The organism is Cupriavidus sp. JZ107 (assembly GCF_053903255.1).
In genome coordinates, this window is sequence record NZ_CP096481.1 from 1,764,166 (window position 1) to 1,788,427 (window position 24,262).

22 protein-coding genes and 1 pseudogene are annotated in these 24,262 nt (G+C 65.8%); 7 read left to right on the forward strand and 16 right to left on the reverse strand.

Translation table 11 applies throughout. The features are described 5' to 3' along the window. Positions 1-17: 17 nt before the first annotated feature. Positions 18-1,031, reverse strand: coding sequence for a helix-turn-helix transcriptional regulator (locus tag M1D55_RS17370; RefSeq protein WP_456281397.1), 1,014 nt, complete (start codon positions 1,029-1,031; stop codon positions 18-20). A 206-nt stretch (positions 1,032-1,237) separates the two neighbouring features. Next, entirely contained in the window at positions 1,238-2,020 is a 783-nt protein-coding gene (locus tag M1D55_RS17375; protein WP_064573591.1) for a transporter substrate-binding domain-containing protein, read from the reverse strand. A 264-nt stretch (positions 2,021-2,284) separates the two neighbouring features. Between M1D55_RS17375 and M1D55_RS17380 the strand changes: the two genes are divergently transcribed. Beyond that, complete coding sequence (locus tag M1D55_RS17380; RefSeq protein ID WP_456281398.1) at positions 2,285-2,881, forward strand: alpha-ketoglutarate-dependent dioxygenase AlkB; 597 nt, start codon at positions 2,285-2,287, stop codon at positions 2,879-2,881. Positions 2,882-3,429: 548 nt separating this feature from the next. On the opposite strand, the gene M1D55_RS17385 is transcribed toward M1D55_RS17380, so the two are convergent. The 3 genes from M1D55_RS17385 to M1D55_RS17395 are packed head-to-tail and all read right to left on the reverse strand — an operon-like array spanning position 3,430 to position 6,292. After that, positions 3,430-4,941, reverse strand: coding sequence for an acyl-CoA dehydrogenase family protein (locus tag M1D55_RS17385; protein WP_082928296.1), 1,512 nt, complete (start codon positions 4,939-4,941; stop codon positions 3,430-3,432). 15 nt (positions 4,942-4,956) lie between these two features. Next, positions 4,957-5,280 carry a cupin domain-containing protein gene (locus M1D55_RS17390; RefSeq protein ID WP_082928297.1) on the reverse strand — a complete coding sequence of 108 codons (324 nt, stop codon included), beginning with the start codon at positions 5,278-5,280 and terminating at the stop codon, positions 4,957-4,959. Between the two features lie 31 nt (positions 5,281-5,311). Beyond that, entirely contained in the window at positions 5,312-6,292 is a 981-nt protein-coding gene (locus M1D55_RS17395) for an ACP S-malonyltransferase (protein WP_082928298.1), read from the reverse strand. Between the two features lie 417 nt (positions 6,293-6,709). On the opposite strand from M1D55_RS17395, the gene M1D55_RS17400 reads away from it, so the two are divergent. The 3 genes from M1D55_RS17400 (at position 6,710) to M1D55_RS17410 (ending at position 9,555) form a co-directional block, all read left to right on the forward strand. Continuing rightward, positions 6,710-7,282 carry a GNAT family N-acetyltransferase gene (locus tag M1D55_RS17400; RefSeq protein ID WP_456281399.1) on the forward strand — a complete coding sequence of 191 codons (573 nt, stop codon included), beginning with the start codon at positions 6,710-6,712 and terminating at the stop codon, positions 7,280-7,282. 138 nt (positions 7,283-7,420) lie between these two features. Next, complete coding sequence (locus M1D55_RS17405; protein ID WP_456281400.1) at positions 7,421-8,107, forward strand: TetR/AcrR family transcriptional regulator; 687 nt, start codon at positions 7,421-7,423, stop codon at positions 8,105-8,107. 152 nt (positions 8,108-8,259) lie between these two features. Continuing rightward, entirely contained in the window at positions 8,260-9,555 is a 1,296-nt protein-coding gene (locus tag M1D55_RS17410; protein WP_456281401.1) for an MFS transporter, read from the forward strand. A gap of 97 nt (positions 9,556-9,652) precedes the next feature. On the opposite strand, the gene M1D55_RS17415 is transcribed toward M1D55_RS17410, so the two are convergent. Then, entirely contained in the window at positions 9,653-9,910 is a 258-nt protein-coding gene (locus M1D55_RS17415; protein WP_456281402.1) for a hypothetical protein, read from the reverse strand. A gap of 59 nt (positions 9,911-9,969) precedes the next feature. On the opposite strand from M1D55_RS17415, the pseudogene M1D55_RS17420 reads away from it, so the two are divergent. Beyond that, positions 9,970-10,087: pseudogene (locus M1D55_RS17420) on the forward strand (DNA polymerase beta superfamily protein); the annotation flags it as partial. 33 nt (positions 10,088-10,120) lie between these two features. Here the strand turns inward: M1D55_RS17420 and M1D55_RS17425 are convergent. Then, positions 10,121-11,695, reverse strand: coding sequence for an amidase (locus M1D55_RS17425; protein WP_456281403.1), 1,575 nt, complete (start codon positions 11,693-11,695; stop codon positions 10,121-10,123). A gap of 98 nt (positions 11,696-11,793) precedes the next feature. Between M1D55_RS17425 and M1D55_RS17430 the strand changes: the two genes are divergently transcribed. Continuing rightward, complete coding sequence (locus M1D55_RS17430; protein ID WP_456281404.1) at positions 11,794-12,735, forward strand: LysR substrate-binding domain-containing protein; 942 nt, start codon at positions 11,794-11,796, stop codon at positions 12,733-12,735. On the opposite strand, the gene M1D55_RS17435 is transcribed toward M1D55_RS17430, so the two are convergent. The 8 genes from M1D55_RS17435 to M1D55_RS17470 form a co-directional block, all read right to left on the reverse strand. Beyond that, complete coding sequence (locus tag M1D55_RS17435) at positions 12,713-14,170, reverse strand: N-acyl-D-amino-acid deacylase family protein (RefSeq protein WP_456281405.1); 1,458 nt, start codon at positions 14,168-14,170, stop codon at positions 12,713-12,715. The genes M1D55_RS17430 and M1D55_RS17435 overlap by 23 nt on opposite strands. An 11-nt stretch (positions 14,171-14,181) precedes the next feature. After that, positions 14,182-15,147 (reverse strand): Bug family tripartite tricarboxylate transporter substrate binding protein, encoded by a 966-nt coding sequence (locus tag M1D55_RS17440; RefSeq protein WP_456281406.1) that lies wholly within the window; start codon positions 15,145-15,147, stop codon positions 14,182-14,184. Between the two features lie 198 nt (positions 15,148-15,345). Beyond that, complete coding sequence (locus M1D55_RS17445; protein WP_023263865.1) at positions 15,346-16,311, reverse strand: Bug family tripartite tricarboxylate transporter substrate binding protein; 966 nt, start codon at positions 16,309-16,311, stop codon at positions 15,346-15,348. A gap of 175 nt (positions 16,312-16,486) precedes the next feature. Next, complete coding sequence (locus tag M1D55_RS17450; RefSeq protein ID WP_456281407.1) at positions 16,487-17,983, reverse strand: FAD/NAD(P)-dependent oxidoreductase; 1,497 nt, start codon at positions 17,981-17,983, stop codon at positions 16,487-16,489. Then, a complete protein-coding gene (locus tag M1D55_RS17455) occupies positions 17,980-18,288 on the reverse strand; it encodes a (2Fe-2S)-binding protein (RefSeq protein ID WP_456281408.1) in 309 nt (102 codons plus the stop codon). The genes M1D55_RS17450 and M1D55_RS17455 overlap by 4 nt, the downstream gene beginning before the upstream one ends. After that, positions 18,272-19,414: an NAD(P)/FAD-dependent oxidoreductase gene (locus tag M1D55_RS17460; protein WP_456281409.1), complete on the reverse strand. Its 1,143-nt coding sequence runs from the start codon at positions 19,412-19,414 to the stop codon at positions 18,272-18,274. The genes M1D55_RS17455 and M1D55_RS17460 overlap by 17 nt, the downstream gene beginning before the upstream one ends. A 174-nt stretch (positions 19,415-19,588) precedes the next feature. After that, positions 19,589-20,512, reverse strand: a complete 924-nt coding sequence (locus tag M1D55_RS17465; protein ID WP_064573602.1) for a LysR substrate-binding domain-containing protein — start codon at positions 20,510-20,512, stop codon at positions 19,589-19,591. Positions 20,513-20,698: 186 nt separating this feature from the next. After that, positions 20,699-21,892, reverse strand: coding sequence for a chromate transporter (locus M1D55_RS17470; RefSeq protein WP_231906288.1), 1,194 nt, complete (start codon positions 21,890-21,892; stop codon positions 20,699-20,701). A gap of 359 nt (positions 21,893-22,251) precedes the next feature. On the opposite strand from M1D55_RS17470, the gene trpS reads away from it, so the two are divergent. Further along, positions 22,252-23,268, forward strand: coding sequence for a tryptophan--tRNA ligase (trpS, locus tag M1D55_RS17475; RefSeq protein ID WP_456281410.1), 1,017 nt, complete (start codon positions 22,252-22,254; stop codon positions 23,266-23,268). 27 nt (positions 23,269-23,295) lie between these two features. Here trpS and gcvA read toward each other — a convergent pair whose 3' ends face one another. After that, positions 23,296-24,216 carry a transcriptional regulator GcvA gene (gcvA, locus tag M1D55_RS17480; protein WP_456281411.1) on the reverse strand — a complete coding sequence of 307 codons (921 nt, stop codon included), beginning with the start codon at positions 24,214-24,216 and terminating at the stop codon, positions 23,296-23,298. Between the last annotated feature and the right edge of the window lie 46 nt (positions 24,217-24,262).

Genomic DNA, 24,262 nt, shown 5'->3' on the forward strand with positions numbered 1-24,262 from the left:
CAGCAGGCAGTTTGTCTCTACCGGTCGGCAGGCTGTCTCACCCCCCTCGAAGGAAGGGAATGCGCGCGATCGCGCCATTGCCGTGGGGTGAGCCCGTGAGTCCGGCGAAACGCACGGATGAATGCGGATACATCGGCGTAGCCGCAGTCGTAGGCAATGCCTGCGAGCTTCACGGCATCGCCGCCGGCTTCCAGCAGGGCCCGCGCATGCGCCATGCGGGCGTCCAGCAGTTGCGTTGCCACCGTCGTACCGTGCATGGCGAAGGCCCGGTACAACGTCGGGCGCGAGCAACCGACGGCACGAGCAAGACGCTGGCCGGTCAGCTGCGGATCGGACAGGTGGGAGGCGATATGGGCAAGGGCCGCGCGATAGATCCGTGCGGCGGCGGAAGAGGGCACGGCGCTGCCGGGCGGAGCAGTGGCCGCCGGCGGGGAGGCGGCAGCGGCATGGGCCCATGTCCGCAGCAGGGTGGCGGCCAGTTCGGCGGTCGCCAGCGCCATGGCGATGGATTCGTCCCGGGACAGTCCCGGCGCCAGGCGGGCAAGCAGCAGCATCTGCGCGCGCAGATACGTCGCCAGCGGCACGGACAAGGGCAGTTGCCCGCCCGGCGGCAGCGCGGACAGGGTATAGCCCAGCGTGCCGGCAGCCCAGTCCGACCGCAACGGCAGCAGATAGACAGGGGTACCACGCGCCTGGCCACGATAAGCGGGCAGGGCGCCCTGCAGCAGGAACAAGCTATCGCCAGGCGGCGCGACGGCTGCCGTCAGCGGCGGCTCCTTGAACAGCGCCGCGCCCAACCAAAGCGGCGGTGCGCTTGCAGACGGGGCGTCGTTTGCGCCGAGCGCGATCGTGTCCAGGCGGAACAACCGCATGGACCCGTCGGGCATACGCTCGCCCAGATAACCGAATGCCAGGACATCGGCGGGCAAGGCCGCAAGCTCGCGCACGCCGGCCGTCGTCGCGGAACAGAAAGCACTGAGCAGCAGGGGCGGCAGCGCATCGGGCTGGCGGCCTCCTGTCTCGTCTTCCATGTGTGGCCGGTCGCGGATAAGGGCCGCACCACTGCTTGCCGGGTCGGCCTCGGCGTCAAGACGGGGAGTGTGCCCGCTTTATACGCTACCGGTGTATCGGCCGATTCAATACAGAATTAATTGCCATGGAAATGGCAATGGAACAGCATTGTCGAATGCAATTGAAAGAAATGCGTTGCCAATCGTCATTGCAATTCCAAAAACGCCTACTCAGGCAGCCACCTGGCTCGCACACGACCGAAATCGCCGGTAGCGGTGCTCAGATGCAGCCACTGATCGACGAAGTGCTTGAACACCTCGTCGCCCTGCGGCAGCAAGTACGCCATCTCGGCGTATTGCAACGGTTTCTGCGGATTGACCGCGCATAGCTCGGGATGCGCCTTGCTTTGCACGATCGCTTCCGCGGCTTCCGTGACAAAGACATCGGCATTCTTCTTGATGACCTCGTCGAAGATCGTCAGGTTGTCCGAATGGATCTTCAATTGGGCGCGATCGAAATGCGTCCGCGCAAAGCGCTCGTTGCTTCCGCCCGGATTGGCGATGACCCGCACCGCCGGCTGATTGATCGATTCGATCGTGTGGAACCGGGCGGCGTTCTCGCAGCGGGTCAACGGCGTCTTGCCATTGATCATGTATGGGGCACTGAAATAAGCCTGGCGCTGGCGTTCCAGCGTGACCGAAATACCGCCGACGGCGATATCGCATTTGCCGGCGACGAAATCCGGCATCAGGTTCGCCCAGCTCGTCTTGACGTATTGCGGCTTGGCTTGCAGGGCCGTAGCCAGCGTCTGCATCAGATCGACATCGAGACCTTCGAACGTGCCGGGCGCCTTCTCGAAACTGAACGGCTTGTAGTCGCCAGGCGTGCAGATCCGCAGGGTGCCGCTGTCCTTGATGCGGTTCAAGGTCGAATTGGCCGGCTGGGCCAAGGCAGAGCAGGGCAGGCAGACCAGGGCAAGGACGGCCAGGGCGTTTTGGGTTCTCTTCATCGTGGAATCTCCTCGGCGGTGGCTTTTGCGGTATTCGAAGCGCGATTGTGCACGAAACGGAACACGCCACGGCGTCCATCGCCACACTTTCATAGCGATCCTTATTGGCTGGCTGGCGAAGTCGAACCGGCGAGGCCGAGATCGAAGCCGCCCCTGCCGAATCGAGGCGACGCGACGTGCTAACCTTTTTGTCCTGCATCGCCCCCCAGGAGCGCGAAACGGCGGTCCGCCGCGCACCCGGCAGCGGGATTCAAAAGGAACGTGATGGATCAATTCAGCCTGTTCGGCGAGGGCCCGATCGAGGCCTCGATTCCTGGGCTGATTTACCAGCCCGATTTCCTTTCGCCTGATGAAGAAGCGTCCCTGATCGACATCATTCGATCTCTGCCTTTGCAGGCGGCGCGGTACAAGGGCTATCTGGCCCGGCGGCGGGTGGTCAGCTTCGGGGGCAGCTACGACTTCGACAGCAACGAACTGCTGCCTGCGCAGCCCCTCGACGCACGGCTGCTGCCGCTGCGCGAACGCGTCGCGCAATGGGCCGAAATGTCGCCCGAACGTTTGGCCCATACCCTGGTGGCGGAGTACGCGCCGGACACGCCCTTGGGCTGGCACCGTGACGTGCCCGATTTCGAGCGCATCTTCGGCGTATCGCTCGGTGGTGTCGCGCGACTGCGCTTCCGTCCTTATCCATACAGCACGTCGCTACGACGCCAAATTGTGGCGCTCGACGTGGAGCCCAGATCGATCTACCGGATAGAAGGCGACGCACGCTGGCAGTGGCAACACAGCGTCGAGCCAACCAAGGAATTGCGCTGGTCGATCACGTTCCGGGAACGCCGCGGCGTGGTACGTGGGCGCTGAGGATCGCGAGGAAGATCCGGCGTGCATTTGGCTAAGGCGGGCCCGGGAGCTCGGACATCTCCAATCATCCCGAAGCGGACATTTCAATTCATGCCTGACCGTACCGCCGATAATGTTTGTTATGTTAAATGACATAACAATATACGGACGTACCGAGCGTCGTCGCGCCCTGACGACCGGCTGCTGGTGACTGCAACCCTGACCGTCGAGCCCACCTCGCTCAGTGGGCCGGCGATGCAGGCCGCAGGCGGCGGTCCGGAAACCGCCTGGCGCCTGCCCTACGAATGAACGCCGCCTGCTCGTGGCACTTTCGCCGCACGTCGAGTCGATGCCGGAAAAGTCGCGATGGAAGTCCGGCTACCGAATCCGGAAAGATCGAACGCCCAACTGAATCACATAATGAGAAAGGCTTGTAAAAGACGCTGCGATCTTCCGGATTTCCGTTTCTTCGCGTACGCGTTGAAGGTAGCCCGGCGTATTTGGCGAGCCGACATCGAGTCACCACCAGATATCGAGCTCCCAGTCCAAAAGCGATGCCACGAAGACGCCTACAAGGTGCGCCGCAGCAGCGGATCGAGCGTGTGTACCTCGCCACCGTACGCCTGCTCGATGTCTCCGATCTGATCCTCGTACGAATCGATGTACTCCGAGAGCTTCGCGGACGCGAGTACGCTCGCTTCCTCGTGGTGCGATCGCCGCATGGCTTGCAATGCACCCGAGAGGCTGCGCGTGGCCCACTCGACAGTGTGCGCGCGAGTTTCGCCGCCCTCCTTCTGGAGCGCTGCTGCGGTCACGGCCCACGCCACAGCATGGGCTGTACGGTCGGCGAGACGGTGCTGACGCTGCGGGGAAAGTGACCGGAATGATGCAGACGCTTCGTCAAGAGCTGACCAGAGGGGTGCAAGACAATCTGCATCCGGAAAGTCCTCCGTCAAGAGGGTGTGCAGCTTTCCTGGGTTCTTCAGCACTGAACGTCCAAGGTAGCCGGCGATTCCATCCGTGGAACCTTCGAAGACCCTAAGAACTCGGTAATCCCTGAAGTTCTGCGTGACGGGGTTCGAGTCAAGGAATCCGCGCCACCCCATGAGCTGCACGCAAGTGTCGATCACGCTCCACGACCGCTCGCCGCTGACGATCTTGCATACCGTGTAGTACGTGGAATCAACGACGCGCCCCTCGTCAAGGCGGTCATAGATCAAGCGTGTTACCGCATCAACAGCGTCAACGGAAGCGACGCAACCACTCAGAATTTCTTCAATCCGGCCATTGGTCAACAGCGGCCCGGTCGCCACAGTACGACGCGAGACGTAGCGGGTGGCCAGCTGGAGGCACCGCTTCATCGTGCCGACGATTCCAGCAGCGAGCATCCAGCGGCCAGTCTGGAAAGCGTGCGTCGCAACAGCTGCGCCATTGCCGACCCCGCCGAGCACAGCATCGGCGTCGAGCCGCATGTCGCGCATCTCGATGTGATGCTGCGGCACGGCCCGCATTCCGACCGTGAGGGCTTCGGAAACGGGCACCCACCCCGGCGTCTGGGTCGGCACGAGGAACGTCGTCAGGCTGTCGTCAAGGCGCACCGTGAGGTTGATGTACTTGGCCCAGCCGCCCAGCGAAATCATTGACTTGGTGCCGTTGATGACGTAACCGGAACCATCGCGCACGGCCCGCGACGTCATCGCCTGGAAGTTCGTGCCGACCTCCGGCTCGGTCGCCGCCACGCCCGCCAGCGCCCCCGTGGAAGCTAAAACGGGAAGCACCTTGTCCTTGGTGTCCTGGTTCGCGAAAGCGAGGATGGGGTCGACTCCCACCGCGTTGTGCACGGTCGTCAGCAGCGACACATTGCCGTCGATTGCGCCGAGCTGCTCCAGGACACGGGCGGTGTCGCGCGCGGAGAGGCTCTGGCCGCCGTGCTCCGCGCCGATCCTTAGGCCGAGCAGCCCTCCCGAAGCCAGGTCGGCTGGCAGTGAGACGGGTGGCCGTCGGTGTTCGTCAATGAGGCGAGAGTTGAGTCGTTCGCCCGCGTACCAGCGCAAGAACTCGATGATGTTGTCGGCGCTCATGCCCCCTCCTGTCGGTCAGTCAACGAAGTTGATGGAGAAAACCGTGCATCCTTCGGGGCTCGCCGGAATGTGCGAAGAGCCCTTCTTGCCATACAGGAGCGAACCTGCGGGATAGCGTCCCGCATCATCGGCGAACGTGCCCTCGAGCACGTAGACCATTTCCAGGCCAAGGTCATGAGTGTCTTCCATGGGGAGGACTGCGCCCGGAGCGAATCGAATCTGGCGAACCATCACACCCTCGTCGGTGTGGTGCAGCATCTTGACGAAGATGCCGGGCGCAGCCTCGACCTCCTCGATATCGTCAATGTGGGCTCGTTTGAACATTTCAGGTGTGACCATGATTTCTCACCTCATTTTCCGTTGGAGAAAGCTATACATTGGAAATATCCCTTTCAAATGGGGACAGTGGATTGGCGCGAGTTGGCACCAAAACATTAGCCGATGGCAATATCGCGCGAATGCAGCGACTCATGATTCCGGTCATGCCGAGGTCGACGTAAATCGCATCGTGTCCGATACCAGCGTGTTCCAGCGCCGCCGGCATGTGGTATGGCTTGGTGAAGCAATCGGCCAGAAGCCGCGGCAGATTGTCCGAATTCGTGTAGCGCCGACGCGAGACCGCGGAATAGACCGGAACCTGGAAATCCCGCCGCGGCAATTTCGCGATCGCATCATGGAATTCGTCCGCGGCGGCTTGCAATGCCGGGTGATGAGCGGGATACGGGACCGGAAGTTTTTGAGACCCGATGCTATGACGGCGCGCCAGGGCCGCCAGTTCGGCAAGCGCGGCATCGGGGCCGCTGACGATGGTTCGCCGCGGCGCGTTCACACAGGCCAGCACAAGTTCGCTATCGCTGAGAGTGTCGAGCAGCATCAGCGTATCGGCTTCGGACGCTATCATCGCCACCATTCCGCCTCGCCCCTCGAATGGTCGAAACGCCGAATTCATAGCGAGGACCGCATGAGCGCCGTCGGGGATGCTCCAAACTCCCGAGCAGACAAGCGACGCGATTTCGCCAAGACTCTGCCCGATGATCGCGAACGGGCACCAGCCCTGGCGTTCGAGTACCCGGTGCACGCACACAGCCGTCGCGAATGCCGACATCTGCGGCACACCAACGGGAATTGCATCGATGGGCGCGACGCCCAGCAGCACTTTGCGGACGAGCTTGGGGTCGAAGCCGTCATGATGTTCGCTTAGCGCTGTCTCGATGACATCGAGCGTCTCGTCTATCGATGCACGCGCGAGTTGGCCGCTTTGGTACAGAGGGAGCAATGCGCCAACGGGATTATCGCCTTGTCCGGGAATGACATAAATCGGTGGACACAAATTGCCGCTCCGTCCATTCATTGCCTCTGCTCCAAAATTAGAACATGGGAATTTTTAACACGGAGATTGCAAAAAGACCACCAAGTAACATTGTTTTCAGATTTAGACATATTTAAAGAGCAGACGAAAAATTAATATTAGATTTAAGGTAAATCTCAATTAAGGAAAGACTGAGTTCTGAAAAAACCGAATTAAGCAAAATCAGAATTCGGTAGTTTTCACTTCTCGCGCGGGTCCAGCCGACTGCGCCGTCTGTCTTGTCGTGCTGGCTTTGGTTGGTGGCGCAGCGGCAGGCGCATCGCTGGGCATCCACGATGCACACAACCTCGCCTGGAAGCGCGCAATGGTCGACCGCGGCAAGGCGGATACCGGCCGCTCGACACCTACGACGCTGAGCGCCGGTCAGCGATCGCCGCGACCCTGGCACAAACGCATCGGTTGCCGAACCTGCCCGGGGTGCCGACGCTGAACGAGGCGCTCGGCCGCCAGGACCTGATGTTGGAAAATACGGTTTTGCACGAAGCACCACCAATGAAGATCCGACGCGGCCTCGAATGCGAGGCGCCCTTGCTGACTGAGATCGCCAACAAAGCCAAGGCGCATTGGCCATATACCCAGGCCCAACTTCAAGCATGGCGCGAGGACCTGACCATCACAGGTTCCTATGTCGCTCAATCGTTGACCTACGTTGCGGAAATCGACGGATCGATCGCCGGATTCCATTCGGTGTTGCCGACGGACGCCGTGACATGGGCGCTCGAGCATCTTTGGGTCGCACCGGATTACATGCGGCGTGGTGTTGGGCGAGCCCTGCTGCGGCATGCGGCGGCGTTGGCTGCCGGTCACGGCGTCAAGCACCTGACCATCGATGCGGAGCCGTATGCCGAACCGTTCTATCTCGCCTGCGGGGCGCAACGGATCGGCACTGTCGCGGCTCCATTGGACGGAGAACCGTTGCGCCAGCGGCCGCAGATGCTGCTGGCGACGTCGTGTGACCTGGCTCGCCAATAAAGACAATCAAGTCAAACCGTTACGTCCCTGCCCCGCACGCGCTTCATGCATGCAGACCGATCGTCCCGATGCAGCCCCTTGAATACATGACACCCATCATCTAATATGCTGTCCATTGACTCAGCATAGAGAAGCATCATGCCGCGATCCTCCCGCGAAAAAGCCGGCCAGAACCGTGAAGCGATCGAGCAGGCGTCGTCGCGCCTGTTCCGCGAGCGCGGTCTGACGGGCATCAGCGTGGCCGATGTGATGGGTGCCGCCGGCTTGACCCATGGCGGTTTCTACAGCCATTTCCCGTCCAAGGACGCGCTGGCGGCCACGGCTTGCGATCGCGCGTTTGCCGAGGCGCTGGAGCGATGGCGGCAACGCATCGACGCCCATCCCGGGGACGCCGATGCGGCGCGCGCCGCGGTGATCGTGCCCTATCTGTCGGAGCGGCATCGCGATGCGCCTGGGGCGGGATGCGCCGGCGTGGCGCTTGCGGCCGACGTCGCGCGCGAAAACGCGGACAAGCCGGTGCGCCAGTCCTATATCGAGGGCCTCGAAGGCCTGATCGCGCAGTGGGAGCGCACGCTGCCGGGCCCCAACGACGCGCGGCGTGACAGGGCGCTGGCCGAGATGGCGATGATGATGGGCGCCGTGATGCTGGCCCGCGCCACGCACGGCGCGCCGCTGTCCGAGCAGATTCTTTCCGCGACGCTCGCCGCGCTGACCCGGCCGGTCGCCGGGGAAAACCGACCGCCCTCCCGCAACGCCGCTGACACCGCCAAGACCACGACCCGAGGCAAGAAGCGAACCTCGCGCCCGGCGGCACCCGAAGACTGACCGGTCGCCGCTCGCTGTCGCGCGTGTGGCCTCATTCGATTTGCCATGTCGTTTCGTTCCCCATTGTCGGGAACGCGGGCCCCTTTTTGCCTGTTTTGTCCGAGCAGCGCGTATCCACCGTCGAATCCACCCTCCTTTCCCCGACCTCGAACATGTTTGCTGAACTGCTTGCGCGCCGCCTCGAACGGCGCGGCATCCACTACGCCTGGATCGTTGCAGCGCTGGCCTTCCTCGTCATGCTGACCACCGCGGCGGCGCTCGGACTGCCGGGGGCATTGCTGGTGCCGCTGTCGAACGAACACGGCTGGAACACCGACAGGATTTCGACCGTACTGGCCATTCGCTTTGCGCTGTTCGGGCTGATGGCGCCCTTCGCGGCCATGCTGATCGACCGCTATGGCGTGCGCCGCATCGTATTTACGGCCCTGGCCTTGATCGCCGGCGGCATGGGATTCGGCATGGTGGCCACCACGCTGTGGCAGCTGTTCATCGCATGGGGCCTGATGCTCGGCGCCGGCTCCGGCATGACGGCGCTGGTGCTGGGCGCCGTCATTGCCAATCGCTGGTTCAGCCAGCGGCGAGGCCTCGTGATTGGCATTCTGACTGCGAGCGCGGCAACCGGCCAGCTCGCCTTCCTTCCGTTGGCCGCCTGGCTGATCGAACATGTCAGCTGGCGCACCGCGGTATTGCCGGTATTGCTCGCGTGCGCGCTGCTGGCGCTGCTGGTCGCCGCGCTGATGCGCAATCGTCCTTCCGACGTCGGCCTGTTGCCGTTCGGCGAGGCGCCCAGCACCTCGGTCGCGGCAGCGCCCGCCGCACCAATGCGTTGGTCCGGCCCGTTCCTGGTATTGCGGGAAGCGATCCGCGATCGCACGTTCTGGGTGCTGGCCGGAACGTTCTTCATCTGCGGCCTGAGCACCAATGGCCTGATCCAGACGCATTTCATCGCGCTGTGCGGCGACTTTGGCATGGCGCCGGTGCCCGCCGCGTCCGCGCTCGCCATGATGGGCGCCTTCGACTTCGTCGGCACGATCCTGTCCGGATGGCTGTCGGACCGCTATGACAACCGCAAGCTGCTGTTCTGGTATTACGCGCTGCGCGGGCTGTCGCTGTTCTGGCTGCCCCACTCCACCTTCACGCTGGTTGGCCTGTCCGTGTTCGCGATGTTCTACGGCCTGGACTGGATCGCGACGGTGCCGCCCACCGTCAAGCTGGCGGGCAGCGCGTTCGGCAAGGAGCGTGCGGCGATGGTGTTTGGCTGGGTGTTTGCCGCCCACCAGGTGGGCGCGGCCGTTGCCGCATATGGGGCCGGCATGACGCGGACGCTGCTGCTGACCTATACGCCGGCCCTGTATGCCGCGGGCGCGATGTGCCTGGTTGCGGCGGCGATGGCGATGCTGGCGCGCGGTCCGCGGCCGGCGGTGGTGCCGGCAGCCGCGCAAGCGTGATAGTGTCTCGCCGTTAAGACTGCTCCCACCACGGCACGAACGTCGGCAACCTCAATGTTGGGTGGGTAATGACGATAACTCCATGGGCGACCACGAATTACCGCATGCTGTGGTAGTAGATCACCGCTCCTGCCGCCACGATGGCGACGATGCCAGCGAAGATCGCCCAATGTCGCCGCGTGTCCGGCAAGCCGGTGAGGCCTGTGACGTCACCAGAGAGAACCGCCAGTACCACAAGGCCAATTGCCATAACGGCCAGGGTCCCCTTGGCCAATCCGCCAAACAGAATTTCCGCAATACGGGTTGGGCTGAAACGGCGGCGCATCGGCGTATTGGTCTGATCGTAAATGGCCATCTAATTTTTTCAAGATCATAACGCGGCCAGTCAGCCCCAACTCGCGATTGGGGGCGATTTTGCAGGGAGACACCGTACGCCACAAGAAATACCTGTACGTCCTGCGGCCGGTCCTCGCGGTCCAGTGGAATCGATTCGGGTAAAGGCATGCCGCCAATGCGCTTTGCCGATCTCGTCGTTTTTCGGGCGCTTCCGGGCCCGTGTGGAGCGCTACCCCAAGCCCGGCGGCCGGCGATGCCGCGTCGCCGCCTCGTAATCGCGGGCGATGCCGAGCAGCAGGCGGTCGTCGCCGGCACGGCCCAGCAGCGACAGCCCGGCCGGAACGCCGGCCTCGGTCCAGCCCATTGGCACGCTGATCTCGGGAAAGCCGGCCGCGCTGGCCATGTGCATCGCCGCCAGCGGATTGGAGACGCGGCAGCGGTAGGTCGGATCGTTGCGATCGAAGCGCGGCGACGCCGGACACGCGAGCGTGGGAAACACCAGCGCGGCACAGCCACTGGACTGCATCAGGCCGGCGAGCGCAGCGCCGAATGCGCGCGCGGCGGACAGGCCGAGGCGAGGCGGTTCGTTGCGCGTTGCCAGGGCATGGCGCAGCGCGGCGATCGTCACCGGGTTCGGTGAGCGTCGCGACGCATCGGCGATTCGCGCGCCGGCCATCGACGCATCGCCACCTTGCGCATCGCCACCTTGCGCATCGCCCTCCAGTGCATCGATCCGCGCCAGCAGCGCCGCCGTATCGCGCGGGCATGACGACGGCAGCGCGGCCAGATAGCGGTCGAGCTGCCCTGCCCATTCGCTTCGCGCGATATCGCCCAGCACACGCTCGTACAGCTGCCGCGCATCGGCCGGCAGCGCGACCGGCACGATGGACGCACCCGCTGTCACCAGGTCCGCGCATGCTCGCGAAAACAGCGCGTCGATCTCGTCGTTGGCGCCGTTGAAATCCATCACGATACCGAGCCGCCGGCCGGCAAGCCGGTCGTCCGTGTGGCCAAATCCGGCCTGTGGGGCCAGCGCCCCCAGCACCAGGGCCGCGTCGTCGACGCTGCGGGCCAGCGGTCCTACCGTATCGAAGGACTGCGCCAGCGGCAGCACGCCGGCCGCCTCCAGCAGGCCATGGGTCGGACGAACCCCGACCAGCGCATGCACACAGGCCGGTCCGCGTACCGACCCGAACGAATCGGTGCCGAGTCCGAACACCGCAAAGCCGGCCGCCACTGCGGCGCCCGTGCCGCTGCTGGAGCCGCTGGCGTTGCGGGACAGCCGGTATGGATTCAAGGTCAGGCCGCTCGCCGAGCTGTAGCCGAAGCGTCCATTGGAGGCGGCAAGCTCCGACATATTGGCCTTGCCGAGCACGATCGCACCGGCGGCAAGCAACCGTGCGACCACCGGCGCGTCGGCCGCGGGCTGCGCGTCGTACAGTGCCGCGCAGCCGGCCGTGGTTGGCAATCCCGCGGTGTCGATATTGTCCTTGACCACCATCGGGATGCCATGCAGCGGACTCCTGGCACCATACCGGCGTCGTTCACGGTCCAGCCGAGTCGCCTCGCGCAGCGCGTCGGGGTGCAGGTGGCTGATCGCATTGATCGACGGGCCCGCGCGATCGAACGCCTCGATGCGCGCCAGTTGGCCCGCCACCAGCTGCTCGGCGGTCAGCGTGCCGGCGTCCATGCGGCGCGCCAGTTCCGCGATCGGCAATTCGAAGATATCGGATGCCGGGGCCATCTCGCTGGTGGCCGCCGGATCAGCGGTGGTGGCCCTTTCATCCGCAGAACGATCGGACATCGTGTTGGTTTCCTTCACGGAATACATGAACGACAATGGCGCAGCCCCGGTTTTCCGCCATGGCACCGAAAGCTGCCGCCCGCCCCGAGGATGTCGCGATGAAAAGCACCACCAGCCGGAACCTGCCTGCCCTTGCCAATCTGGTCGCTCTCGAAGCGACCGTGCGCAAGGGAAGCGTGACCGAGGCCGCCGACGAGCTGTGCCTGACGCAGAGTGCGGTCAGCAAGCAGCTGACGGAGCTGGAAAACTTCCTCGGCGTGCGGCTGCTCGACCGGCGCAAGGGTGGCGTCGTCGCGACCGCGACCGGCACGGAATACCTCAAGCGCGTCACGCAGGTACTGAACCTGCTCGAGGAAGCCACGCTCGAAGTGCTCACCGGCCGCGGCTCCGGCGGGCGGCTCGACCTGTCGGTGCCGGTCTCGCTGGGCAACATCTGGCTGCTGCCGCGCATGCTCCAGTTTGCCAAGCAGCATCCGCAGATCCAGCTGAATATCACCACCAAGGTCGGGCCTGTCGACCTGCCCCACAGCGGCCTGGACGCCGCCATCATGTACTGCGGCGGACCCCCGCCCGGCCATTTCGGCGTCGAGGTCATGCCGCTGGAGCTGTTCCCGGTGTGCGCGCCGGACCGGCTGCCGCGCGGTGGCTCGCTCTCGCAGGCCCTGCGGCAGTTGCCGCTGCTCCATCAACATACCGCGCTGGACGCATGGCCGGCCTATCTCGCACAGATCGGCGCCAAGGTGGCCAGGCCGGGAGACGGTCCGCGCTACGGGCTGCTGACCATGGGCCTGCAGGCCGCGGTCAGCGGCATGGGCATTGCGCTGCTGCCGGAATTCGTGGCCGGCGACGACCTGCGGGCCGGCCGCCTGATCCGGCTGTCGGACACCAGCTATCTGTCGCCGAAGTCGTACTACTTCGTCTGCCTCGACGAGAAGCGCGCCAACCCTACCCTCGTCACCTTTCTCGACTGGCTGCTGCAGACGGCCAAGGCTGACGCGCACCGCCCGCGACATCGGCTCACGCCGGCGCGCCCGACCTGACCAGGGTCGACGTCACGAAGCGTCCGGGCCGGTTGGCGGTGGGCACGCCATCGCGCAGCGTCGCCTGGCCCGAGACGAACACGTCGCGGATGCCGACCGACGGCTGCGTCGGCGCATCGAAGGTCGCGCAGTCGCGGACGGTTGCCGGATCGAACACGGCGATGTCGGCGACCTTGCCGACGGCGAGGTGGCCCCTTCCCTGCAGTCCGAAGCGCTGTGCGGGCAGACCGGTCATCTTGTGAACGGCGCGCTCGAGCGGAAACAGGCCGAGATCTCGCGAGTACAGCCCCAGCACGCGCGGGAAGGTACCCCACAGCCGGGGATGCGGCGTTTCGTCGGACGGAATGCCGTCGGAGCCGATCATCGTGTCGGGGTAGCGCAGGATGTCCCGCACATCGCCTTCGTCCATGATGAAGTACACCGCGCCGCCGGGCAGCAAGGCCTCGGCCACCTCCCGCCGCGAACGCTGCCACTCCCGCGCCAGATCCTCCAGATATCGGCCCGCCGCCTCGGGATGCGAGGCAGACCATGTAATCAGGATGCGGTCGCACTGGTCCACCCGTTCCGGGCGCAACATGGTCGACGACGCTGCGTACGGATAGCAGTCCATGCAGAGCGGCATGTTCTGCGCCAGTTCCCGCACCTGCGCCAGCGTCTCGCGGCTGCGGCCATGATTGCGCTTGCCGACCAGCTTGTGGTGCGAGATCACGGTCGGCACCTCGAGCGCGCGGCCCAGGCGAGCCGTCTCGTCGATCGCCTCGGCCACCTTGTCGCTTTCGTCGCGCATATGCGAGACCAGCACGCCGCCCAGCCGCCGCATCGGCTCGCACATCCGCAGGATCTCCTGCTCGGGCGCCGCCGCCGACGGCGGATAGAAGGTGCCGGTGGAAACGCCGATCGCGCCCTCCAGCAGGGCTTGCTCCACGTCGCGCCGCATGTGTTCGATCTCATCGTCGCGCGCGGGGCGTCCCAGCTCTCCCACACGCCGCGCGCGCAGCGTCGATTGGCCGACCAGCACCGATACGTTGACGGCGGCGGGCCGCGCGGCGAACGCCTCGCGGTAGTCCCTCACCGACTCGAAGACGAAGCCGCCGCGCATGATGTCGAGCGGCGCGGGCGGAATCGTGTCGGTGACCAGCGGAAACAGGCTGATGCCGCAGTTGCCCGCGATGATCGTGGTGACGCCCTGCGTCACCTTGGGCAGCATCTGCGGCGACTGGAAGACCATCCAGTCGTCGTGCGTATGGGTGTCGATGAATCCGGGCGCGACGACCATGCCGGCGGCATCGACGACCTCGTCGGCGGTGGCGTCGGGTGCGACGCCGATCGCGGCGATGACGCCGTCGCGCACCGCCACGTCGGCGCAGCGTCGGGGCGCGCCGCTGCCGTCGATCAGGTCGCCGTTGCGGATGATCAGATCGAAATGAGATGGCATGCCGTTCGCCCTCAATCGACCTTGGCGCCGCTCTTGCGCACCAGCTCGCCGAACTTCACGGTCTCAGATGTCACCAGCGCCTGGAAGTCGCGCGGCGATCCGCCCAGCGGTTCGAACGAGAGCCGGTCCAGCTGCGCACGGAAACCGGGGTCGCGGATCACCGCATTGACCTCGCGATTGAGCCGGTCGACCACCTCGGCCGGCATGCCGGGCGCACCGACCAGGCCGGCCCATGCGGTCAATTCGTAGCCCTTGATGCCGGCTTCGTCCATCGTCGGCACCTGCGGGAAATGCGGTGAGCGCCTGGTCGATGTCACGGCGAGCGCCCGCACCTTGTTGCTGCTGACATAGGGCCCGATCGACGGCACGTTGTCGAACATCAGGTGCACGTTATTGCCGACCAGGTCCTGCAGCGCCGGCGTGCTGCCCTTGTATGGCACGTGTTCGATATTGAGATGGGCCAGGGTCTTGAACAACTCTCCGCCCAGATGGCTGGTCGTGCCATTGCCGGCGGACCCCATCGACAGCTTGCCGGGATTGGCCTGCGCATAGGCGATCAGCTCGCGCACGGACCTGACCGGCAGCGCATTGTTGACCGCGAGGATATTGAACGTCGTCACGAGCCCGACGATGGGCACGAGCTTGTCCGGATCGTACGGCAGCTTGCTATAGAGGAACCGGTTGGTCGCCAGCGTGGCGTTGTTGCCGTAGGCGATGGTGTAGCCGTCGGCGGGCGCCTGCAGCAATGCCTGCATGCCGATGTTGCCGCCGGCGCCGGGCCGGTTTTCGACGACGATGGCCTGGCCCAGCCGCTTGGACAGCGCGTCGCCGAACAGGCGGGCAACGATGTCGGGGGCGCCGCCGGCCGCGGTCGGTACGATCAGCTTGATCGGCTTCTCGGGCCAGGCCGCCTGTGCCGACGGCATCGACATGCCCAGCGCGCCCGCCATCAAGATCCATGCGCATGCAATTTTCACGGTGCTCCTCCACGATCGCTGCGTTCGATGATGCAGCGAGTATGGAGTAGCGCGCGAAGTCCGGCGTGAAGATTTTTCGGCGATGTATTCCGGGGAGGAATACATCGCCACGCGCTACCGGACCGGCACCAGGTTCGGCGTCGCGCCGCACAGCCTCGCGGCGGCGGCAGGTCCGCCGGCCAGCGGACCGCAGGCCATTCAGTCCAGCTTGATGCCGACGGTCTTCACGACCTTGGCCCACTTCTGCGTGTCGCGATTGACCAGCTGCGTGAACTCGACCGGACCGAGCGCGCTCGGCTCCATGCCCTGCTTGGCGATCGCGTCGCGGATGGACGGCTGGGCGATCACCGCGGCGATTTCCTGTGCAAGGCGGTTGACCGTCGGCATCGGCGTGCCGCCGGTGGTGAACACGCCGTACCACGACACGACCTCATAGCCCGGCACGCCGGACTCGGCGATCGTCGGTACGTTCGGCATCGTCTCGACGCGCTTGGTGCTGGTGACCGCCAGAATGCGGACCTTGCCGGAATCCGCGCCGGCCTTCGCCGACGGCAGGCTGGCAAACGTCATCTGCGCCTGGCCCGCCATCACGTCCTGCATCGCCGGCGCATCGCCGCGGTAAGGCACATGCGTGATCGAGACGCCGGCCATGCTCTTGAACAGCTCGGCCGACAGGTGCGAGATGGTGCCGTTGCCCGGCGACGTCACGTTCAGCTTGCCCGGGTTGGCCTTTGCATAGGCGACCAGCTCCTGCACGGTCTTGACCGGCAGATCGTTGTTGACCACCAGCGCGTTGGCGGACTTGGCGACCAGCGAAACCGGCTGCACGCCCTTGACCGGATCGTAAGGCAGCTTGCTGTAGATCGACGGCGCAATCGCCTGCCCGCCCACCGAACCGAGCAGCAGCACCGAGCCATCGGGCTTGCCGCGCGTCATCTCGGCGGTCGCGATCGTGCTGCCGCCACCGGGCTTGTTTTCGACCACGACGGTGGTCTTGGTATTCAACTGAAACTGCGTCGAAACCAGGCGGGCAATCACATCGTTGCCGCCGCCGGGTGCAAAGCCGACCAGCATCCGGATGGGGCCCGCGGGCAAGTCCTGCGCGATGCCATGGGTGGCGGCCAATGCGAGGGCGAGAGCCGGGACAATCTTGGAAAACGCCATGGTTGAACCTCGATAGATAGTTTGGGGAGTGCTCTCAGGTTTCGTCGCTGTGCTGGTGCAATCGGCAAGACTCGGCATGCCACGGGGCGATCCGGCCTTGCTCGCTTATTGTGGTGTTGCTGTATTCAGACCGGCCCGCCGTGCGGGCCGGTGTGCTGCCTCGCCATGCGCCGCTTCATTTCTTGAAGCGCACCACGGCCTCGCGCGATGCCTGCGTCTGCGGCAGCGTCGCGATCTCGCCGAGCGTCACCGGCTTGGTCGGAAAACGCAGCCGGTAGTAGCCCACGTCGCGCGGATGGCGCTGCTGCTCGTCGGCGATCAGCTCGGTGACGGTCAGCCCGCAGAAACGCCCCTGGCAAGGACCCATGCCGCAGCGCAGGAACGCCTTCAGCTGGTTGGGACCCTGGCAGCCGATGCGCGCGGCATGGCGCACCTGCTCCGCGGTGGCCTCCTCGCAGCGGCAGACGATCGTGTCGCCGACCGGGCGCCGGAACTGGGCCAGCGGGCGATACAGGATCTCGAAGAACTCGCGCCCGCGCGTCGCCCTGGCGAGCGCCGCAAGATGCGTCGCGGCCTCCCTGTCGCGCGTGGCGATGCCGATCCGGCCGAGGTCCGCGGCGGCATGCAGCGCCGCAATCCGGCCGCGATGCTCCGCGGCCACCGCGCCGGCGATGCCGGCGCCATCGCCGGCAATGGTCAGGTGCGGCACCGAGGTCGCGCCCCAGGCGTCCACCACGGGTTCCCAGCAGTCCTGCCGCTCGTTCCATGCGTGCTCGGCACCGGCCGCGCGCGACAGGTTGGTATTGGGCACGACGCCCTGGTGCAGCAGCACCTGGTCGACCGCGATCGTGCGGTCTTGCCCTCCGGCCCGGTAGCGCAATTGGGCGACCTTGCCGTCGGCGCCTGCCATCGCTTCGAGCGCCGTCACGCCGTTGACGATCGGCACCGCCTTGCGGACCTTGCGCAGCAGCTTCAGCCCCTTGCCGAGATAAGGCGAACGCAGGAAACCCCAGGCATGCGGCAGCGCCTTGCGCCATTGGCCGGCGTCGGTGGTTTCGAGAATGGCTTCGAGCTTGACGCCCGCATTCAGGTATTGCCAGGCCAGCAGATAGAGCAGCGGACCGCCGCCGACCAGCACCGTGCGCCCCTCCGGGACGACGCCCGAGGTCTTCAGCAGAATTTGCGCCGCGCCGGCGGTGATGACGCCCGGCAACGTCCAGCCAGGAATCGGGAATGGCCGTTCCTGCGCGCCGGTGGCCAGCACGATATGGCGGCAATGCAGCAGCGCGGCCTGCGGGTCCTGGCCGGGCCGGGCGATCGAATAGGCGACCTCGAAGCCAGCACGCGGGCCCTCGCCCTGCCCTTCGGCGCCAGCCGCGGCCTGCCCCTCGTGGGCATTGATCGACCACACGGTGGCGCCGGACAGATGCCGCGCCCCGCTATTGGCGAACGGTTCAAGCAGGCTTTCGCCATGCCAGTAGTCTTCGCCGAGAATCGCGCGATCGCGCACCGGCGTATTGCCGATGGCGCGATAGATCTGCCCGCCCGGAGCCGGCTGCTCGTCGATCAGCACCGTCGACAGGCCGAGCCCGGCGGCACGGGTCGCGGCGGCCAGGCCCGCGGGGCCGGCGCCGACCACGAGCAGGTCGCAGGTCATGATGTCCACGCTCATGCGGCCACCTCACGCGCGCCAAGCTGGCGCTCCACCGTCATGCCCTCGCGCACCGGCGTCATGCAGGCCTGCTGGTTGGGCCGGCCGTCGATGCGCACCAGGCAGTCGTAGCAGACGCCCATCATGCAGAACGGTCCGCGCGCGGCGCCGGACACCGCGGTGTCCCGGCAGGCGAGCACGCCGGCGGCAAACAGCGCCGCGGCGACGCTGTCGCCCTCGCGGCATTCCAGCGAGGCACCATCGACCGTGACCCGCACCTTGCGGTCCGCCGCTTGCGAGACGGCCGCGTCAATTCTTCGGAACATGAAACCTCCGGGTCGAGAAAGTGGCCAGCTCGGGCGGCAGTTCGCCGGCGGCGATCATCGGGGCCAGATGCAGCGCATGCGTTGCCGCCAGCGTCACGCCACTGTGGCAGGTCACGACGAACGCGCCAGGATGCGTGCCCGATTGCTCGTAGACCGGAAAACCGTCCTTGGCCCGCACGCGCAGCGCGGACCAGGCGCGCACCGCGCGCACGTCGCGCAGCGCGGGCAGCGTACGCACCGCGCGGTCGGCCAGTGTGGCAAGCACGGGCAGCGTGGTGACGTGGTCGTTGTAGCCGGCGTCTTCCTGCGAGTCGCCGACCAGCCAGCTGCCCTCGTCGTTCTGGCGCAGCGTGACCATCGGCGTATCGAGCAGCCGGCGCGTCCGTTCGAGGACCAGGATCTGGCCGCGTTGCGGGGCCATCGGCAGATCGATGCCGACCATGCGGCCCAGATCGCCATTGCGCAGCCCGCCGGCCAGCACCACCTTGCGAGCACGCACGACCCCGTTGGCGGTGGTCAGCACGAATTCGCCGCCGGCTTGCTGCACGATGCCGGTCACGCCGTGGTGCGGCAGGTATTGCACTCCGCTGGTGCTGAACGCGGTATGGAACGCGCGCAGCAGCTTCAGCGGATTGACGATGCCGTCGTGCGGGGTCCAGATGGCGCCGGTGACATCCCGTCCGAGGCCCGGCACCAGCGACGCGGCCTGATGGTGGTCCAGCAGCTTCCACTCATAAGGCTCGACGTCCGGCTGCGACATCAGCGTGTTGACCCACGCCAGCCGCGCCTCGATCTCGTAGTCGCCCATCAGCGGCGTCAGCCCGCCCTTCTGCTCGAGCGCGACGTCGATGCCGGTCTCCTGCAGCAGGTCGGCCGCCAGCGTCGGCCACAGCCGCGTGGACTTCAGGGTCCAGCGGCTGTAGGCGCCCATGCCATAGCCCTTGCTCTGCAGCCAGACCAGGCCGAAATTGCCGCGGGACGCCCGCAGCGCGATATCGCCCTCGTCGAGCACGACGATCGAACCGGCATGCTGGCGCAGCCCATAGGCCAGCGCCGAGCCGACCAGGCCGCCGCCAACCACGGCAACGTCGAACAACGGATATCGGGAGGTGGAGGCTGCCGTCATCGGGCGCGCCTCCGCAGCGAACGATGCGGGCCTTGGGCCCTGGTGAATCTCATGTGGGTCTCGCAGGAATCGTGATGCCACCGGTCAAATCGCCCGATCGGCATTGGATCGGACCCGGTGTGTCGGTTCGAGCGAGTATGCGGCGCGTGCGCCGCAGCGGCAAATACGAGTCCGTCAGGCTCCCATGCAATAACCTGATAGGCCCGGCGGCAGCGATGCCATTTCGGCGTCGATCACCTCGATCATCCGCTCGGTAAACCGGTCCACCAGCACGTTGACGGGCCGATTACGAGCGAGCAGCAGATAGCTGACGAACGGAATCTGCGGCTGAAACGGCCGAACCACCACTTCGCCGGCATGCTCGCGCGCGACGAGCGGGTTGACGATCCCCACGCCGAGCCCGAGGCCCACCAGCTTGCAGATGGTGGCGCCATAGGGCGTCTCGAAATGCATCACGCGCTGGTCATCGCCGGCAAAGGCGGCGTCGACGGCGGCGCGCAGGCCATCGCCGTGGCTCATCGAGATGAACGATTCGCCGGCCAGGTCCGCGGGCGTGATGACTTCCCGTTCGGCGAGCCGGTGCCCTGGCGGCACCACGCAGCATCCGGCGAGCTGCGCGATCGGCTGGGACTCGGTCACCGCGGCCGGCGGCAGGAAGGACACCAGGCCCAGGTCGCAGTAGCGGCTGCCGACGCGGTCGGCAACCAGCTGCGTGCTGCCGGTCTCCATCGCGACGTTGACGTCGGGAAATTCGGCATGAAAACGCTGCAGCACCAGCGGCAGCACCGTCATCGCCAGCGATGGCACCGCGGCAATGCGCAGCCGGCCCTTGCCGAACTGGCGGATATTGCGGGCCGCGTCCTTCAACGCATCGAGACCGACGAACGCGCGCTCGACTTCGCGCAGGAACGCCAGTCCCTCCTCGGTCGGCGTCAGCCGGCCGGCACTGCGCGCAAACAGCGTCAGCCCGGTGGAGTGCTCGAGCTGCGCAATCATGCGGCTGATATTGGGCTGGGAGGTATAGAGTTCGGCCGCTGCCGCGGTCATCGAGCCGGAGCGCATCACGGCCTGGAACGCACTGATTTCCTTGAACTTCATGCCAGGGACTTCGAACGGAAAACGGGGGACGAAAAGACAAGCAGCAGCCGCGGCACGCGACCGCCCCGATGGTATAACAAATCCGTATATGTTCCCCGAAAATGCCGGCCAGAGCGTATGGCGACCGGCACCAGCAGCGTGCTTGCGCGCGCTACGCCGAAGAGCCGGCAGGAACCGTCTATCGGCTCAGTGATGCAGCAGCGGATAGGCCACCAGGCCGATCACGGCGGCGCCAAAGACGATCACCGGTTCCGTCAACCTTTTGAACTTCAGCAGCAAGACGACCGTAATCAGCGCCACCAGGGCGGTAGGCACGTCGACGATCGAACGCTTGGCCAGCACGATCACCGCGCCGGAAATCGCGCCGATCGCGGCCGCGGTCACCCCATCGACGAAGGCGAGGATGCCGGGCAACTTGCCGTATTTCTTGAAGTACGGCGCCGGCAGGATGGTGAACAGGTAGCACGGCAGGAAGGTGGCGACCGCGGCCACGCACGCACCGGGCAGTCCGGCAATCAGATAGCCGATAAAGCCGACCGTGATGACGACGGGACCCGGCGTGATCATCGCCACCGCCACCGCGTCGACGAACTGCCTCTCGTTGAGCCACTGGTGTTCGGTGACCACGCCGCCATACAGGAACGGCACGATGGCCAGCCCCGAGCCGAACACAAAGGCGCCGGCCTTCGCGAAGAACAGCCCGATCTGCGTCAGCAGCGGCCAGTCGATGGTGCTCAGCAAGCCGCCCGAGGCGGCAATCGGCGCCGCGGCTGCCGCGTTCAGCCGGTTGGGAAGCCATCGAGGCGGCGCCCGCCAGAACCAGACCAGAATGCCGGCGGCCAGGAACAACCACGCCATCTCCGACTCGGTGATCACCGTCACCGCCGCCAGCACCAGGTAGACGGCCCACAGCAGCTTGTCCTTGCCGACGCTCTTGCTGGTGAGCTTGTACGCGCTGATGGCGATGATGCCGATCACGGCAGCGCTGACGCCGTAGAACACGGACTGCATCCACGTCAGCCCGCCGAAGCGCACGTACGCCCAGCCCAGCGCCACCACCATCAGGAACGACGGCAGCACGAAGGCGATGCCGATCAGCGTCGCGCCAACGATGCGGTAATGCACAAAGCCGAGATAGATGGCCAATTGCGCGGCCAGCGGGCCCGGCGCCAGTTGTGCGAGCGCAAGGCCTTCCTTGTAGTCGGCCTCGCCAATCCATTGCCGCGATTCGACCAGGTCGCGGTGCATATAGCCGGCCAGCGCCACCGGTCCTCCGAAGCCCAGCGTGCCAAGGCGCAGGAAATACAGCACCAGTTGCCGCAGCGTGTAAGTCGGTCCGTTGGCGCCGGGCGGTACGTCGATCGATGCGGGCGGGGTCATCGGCAGTTCTTGATGCGAGCTCATGGTTGGCGATCGGCCGGAAAATGGCATACCGCGAGCATATGCAGGCCGATCGATCGCGGCAACACCGTAGAAACCGCCATGGCAGCCGTCGCCGGGGCATGCGGGCGGATCGGGCAGCCCAGGTTGATCCGCCTCCCCCTGCGCTATACTCGCTCCCCATGGATACGAAGCCCAATACGATGCCCAACACGCCCTCCCGGCAATATTGGTGGCGCGCCTGACCCAGGCGGCCCGTTTCCATACGCACCTCGAAAACGCGATGCCGCCAGCCTGCTGGCGGCATTTTCGTTTCTGCGCACAGTGGCTGGTGGTGTCGGCAACCGGAACACCATCGAATGACCACCACCTCACAGCCCGTCATCCTGACCGGCGACCGCACCACCGGTCCGCTTCACCTCGGCCACTACATCGGCTCGCTGCGCTCGCGCGTGCAGCTGCAGCACGAAGCGAAGCAGTTCCTGCTGCTCGCCGATACGCAGGCGATGACCGACAACGTCGGCCGCCACCAGAAGGTCACCGAGAACGTCGTCGAGGTCGCGCTCGACTATCTCGCCGTCGGCATCGATCCCGACAAGTCCACCATCGTGATCCAGTCGCAGGTGCCCGAGCTGGCCGAACTGACGCAATACCTGCTGAACCTGGTGACTGTCTCCCGCCTCGAGCGCAATCCGACCATCAAGGAAGAAATCCGGCTGCGCGGCTTCGAGCGCGACATCCCTGCCGGCTTTCTGACCTATCCGGTGAGCCAGGCCGCCGATATCACCGCGTTCAAGGCGACGCTCGTGCCGGTCGGGGACGACCAGCAGCCGATGATCGAGCAGACCAACGAGCTGGTACGCCGCTTCAACCAGACGGTCGGACGCGAGGTGCTGGTCGAATGCCGGGCGGTGCTGTCGCAGGTGCCACGGCTGCCCGGCATCGACGGCAAGGCCAAGATGAGCAAGTCGCTCGGCAACGCCATCACGCTCGGTGCCACGCCGGACGAGATTTCCAAGGCGGTCCACGCGATGTACACCGACCCGAATCATCTGCGGGTCAGCGATCCGGGCCAGGTCGAGGGCAACGTCGTCTTCATGTTCCTCGATGCGTTCGATCCGGATACCGCTGCGATCGACGAGATGAAGGCCCACTATCGCCGTGGCGGCCTTGGCGACAGCGTCGTCAAGCGCCGGCTCGACGAGCGCCTGCAGGCGCTGATCGCGCCGATCCGCGAGCGGCGCCGCGAGTTCGAGCGCGACCGCGCGGGCGTGCTGGAGATCCTGCGGCAAGGCACGATGCGCGCGCGGGAAACCGCCGGCGCGACGCTCGCCGAGGTCAAGGGCGCGTTGGGGCTGAACTACTTCGGCAGTTGAACCCCCTGCTCGGCGGCGGGTCGATGCTCACCTCGACCGGGCCGTTGCCTCGCGCTGCAACCACTCGCGGAACGCCACCAGCCGCGGCAGGTTCGCGGATTCGGCGCGATAGACGACGTAGTACGCCAGCGCCGACGGAAACGTCGTCTTCGGGAACAGCCGTACCAGGCGTCCGGCCGCGACATCGTCATGCGCCATCACGCTGCGGGCCAGCGCCACGCCCTGCCCGTCGATCGCTGCCTGCAGCACGGCGGCGGAGTTGTTGATCTTCAAGCCGCGCGTGGTTGGCACGTCGGTCACGCCTGCCTTGCGCAGCCACACGTCCCACGATGGAAATCCCGCGTGGCCGTCCATCGACAGATCGTGGATCAGCGTCTGCCGCGCCAGATCGCGGGGCTCGCGCGGAGCCCGGCGCTGACGCAGCAGTTCAGGGGAACAGACCGGATAGACCTCCTCATCCATCAGCTTGTCGGCCACCAGTCCTGGCCAGCTGCCGCCACCATAGCGCACGCCGATATCGATGCGCTGCGCGACGAAATCGACCGGCTTCAGGCTGGTCTCCAGCCGCACATCGGTGTCCGGGCAGGCGGCCTGGAAGCGATCGAGCCGTGGCAGCAGCCACTTGGCGGCAAAGGCCGGGCTGACGGTCACGGTTAGCACCCCGCTGATCGCGCCCTCCTTCAGCCGCTCCAGACCCAACGCCAGCCGGTCCAGCCCCGCGCGGATGTCCGGCAATGCCCGCTCGGCCGCATCGGTGGGCATCAGGCGAGCGCGCCCGCTGCTGCCGCGCAGGAACAGCGGCGTTCCCAGCCACTCCTCCAGCGTGCGCACCAGTTGGCCCACCGCGGCGGGCGTGACGTGCAGTTCGTCCGCCGCGGCCGAGAAGCTGCGATGGCGGGCGCTGGCCTCGAAGGCGCGCAACGCGTTCAGATGAACGAGTGACTTCATGTCGGCAAAGTTTTTCTTTCGATGCCGCACACTTTATCTCGTTTGC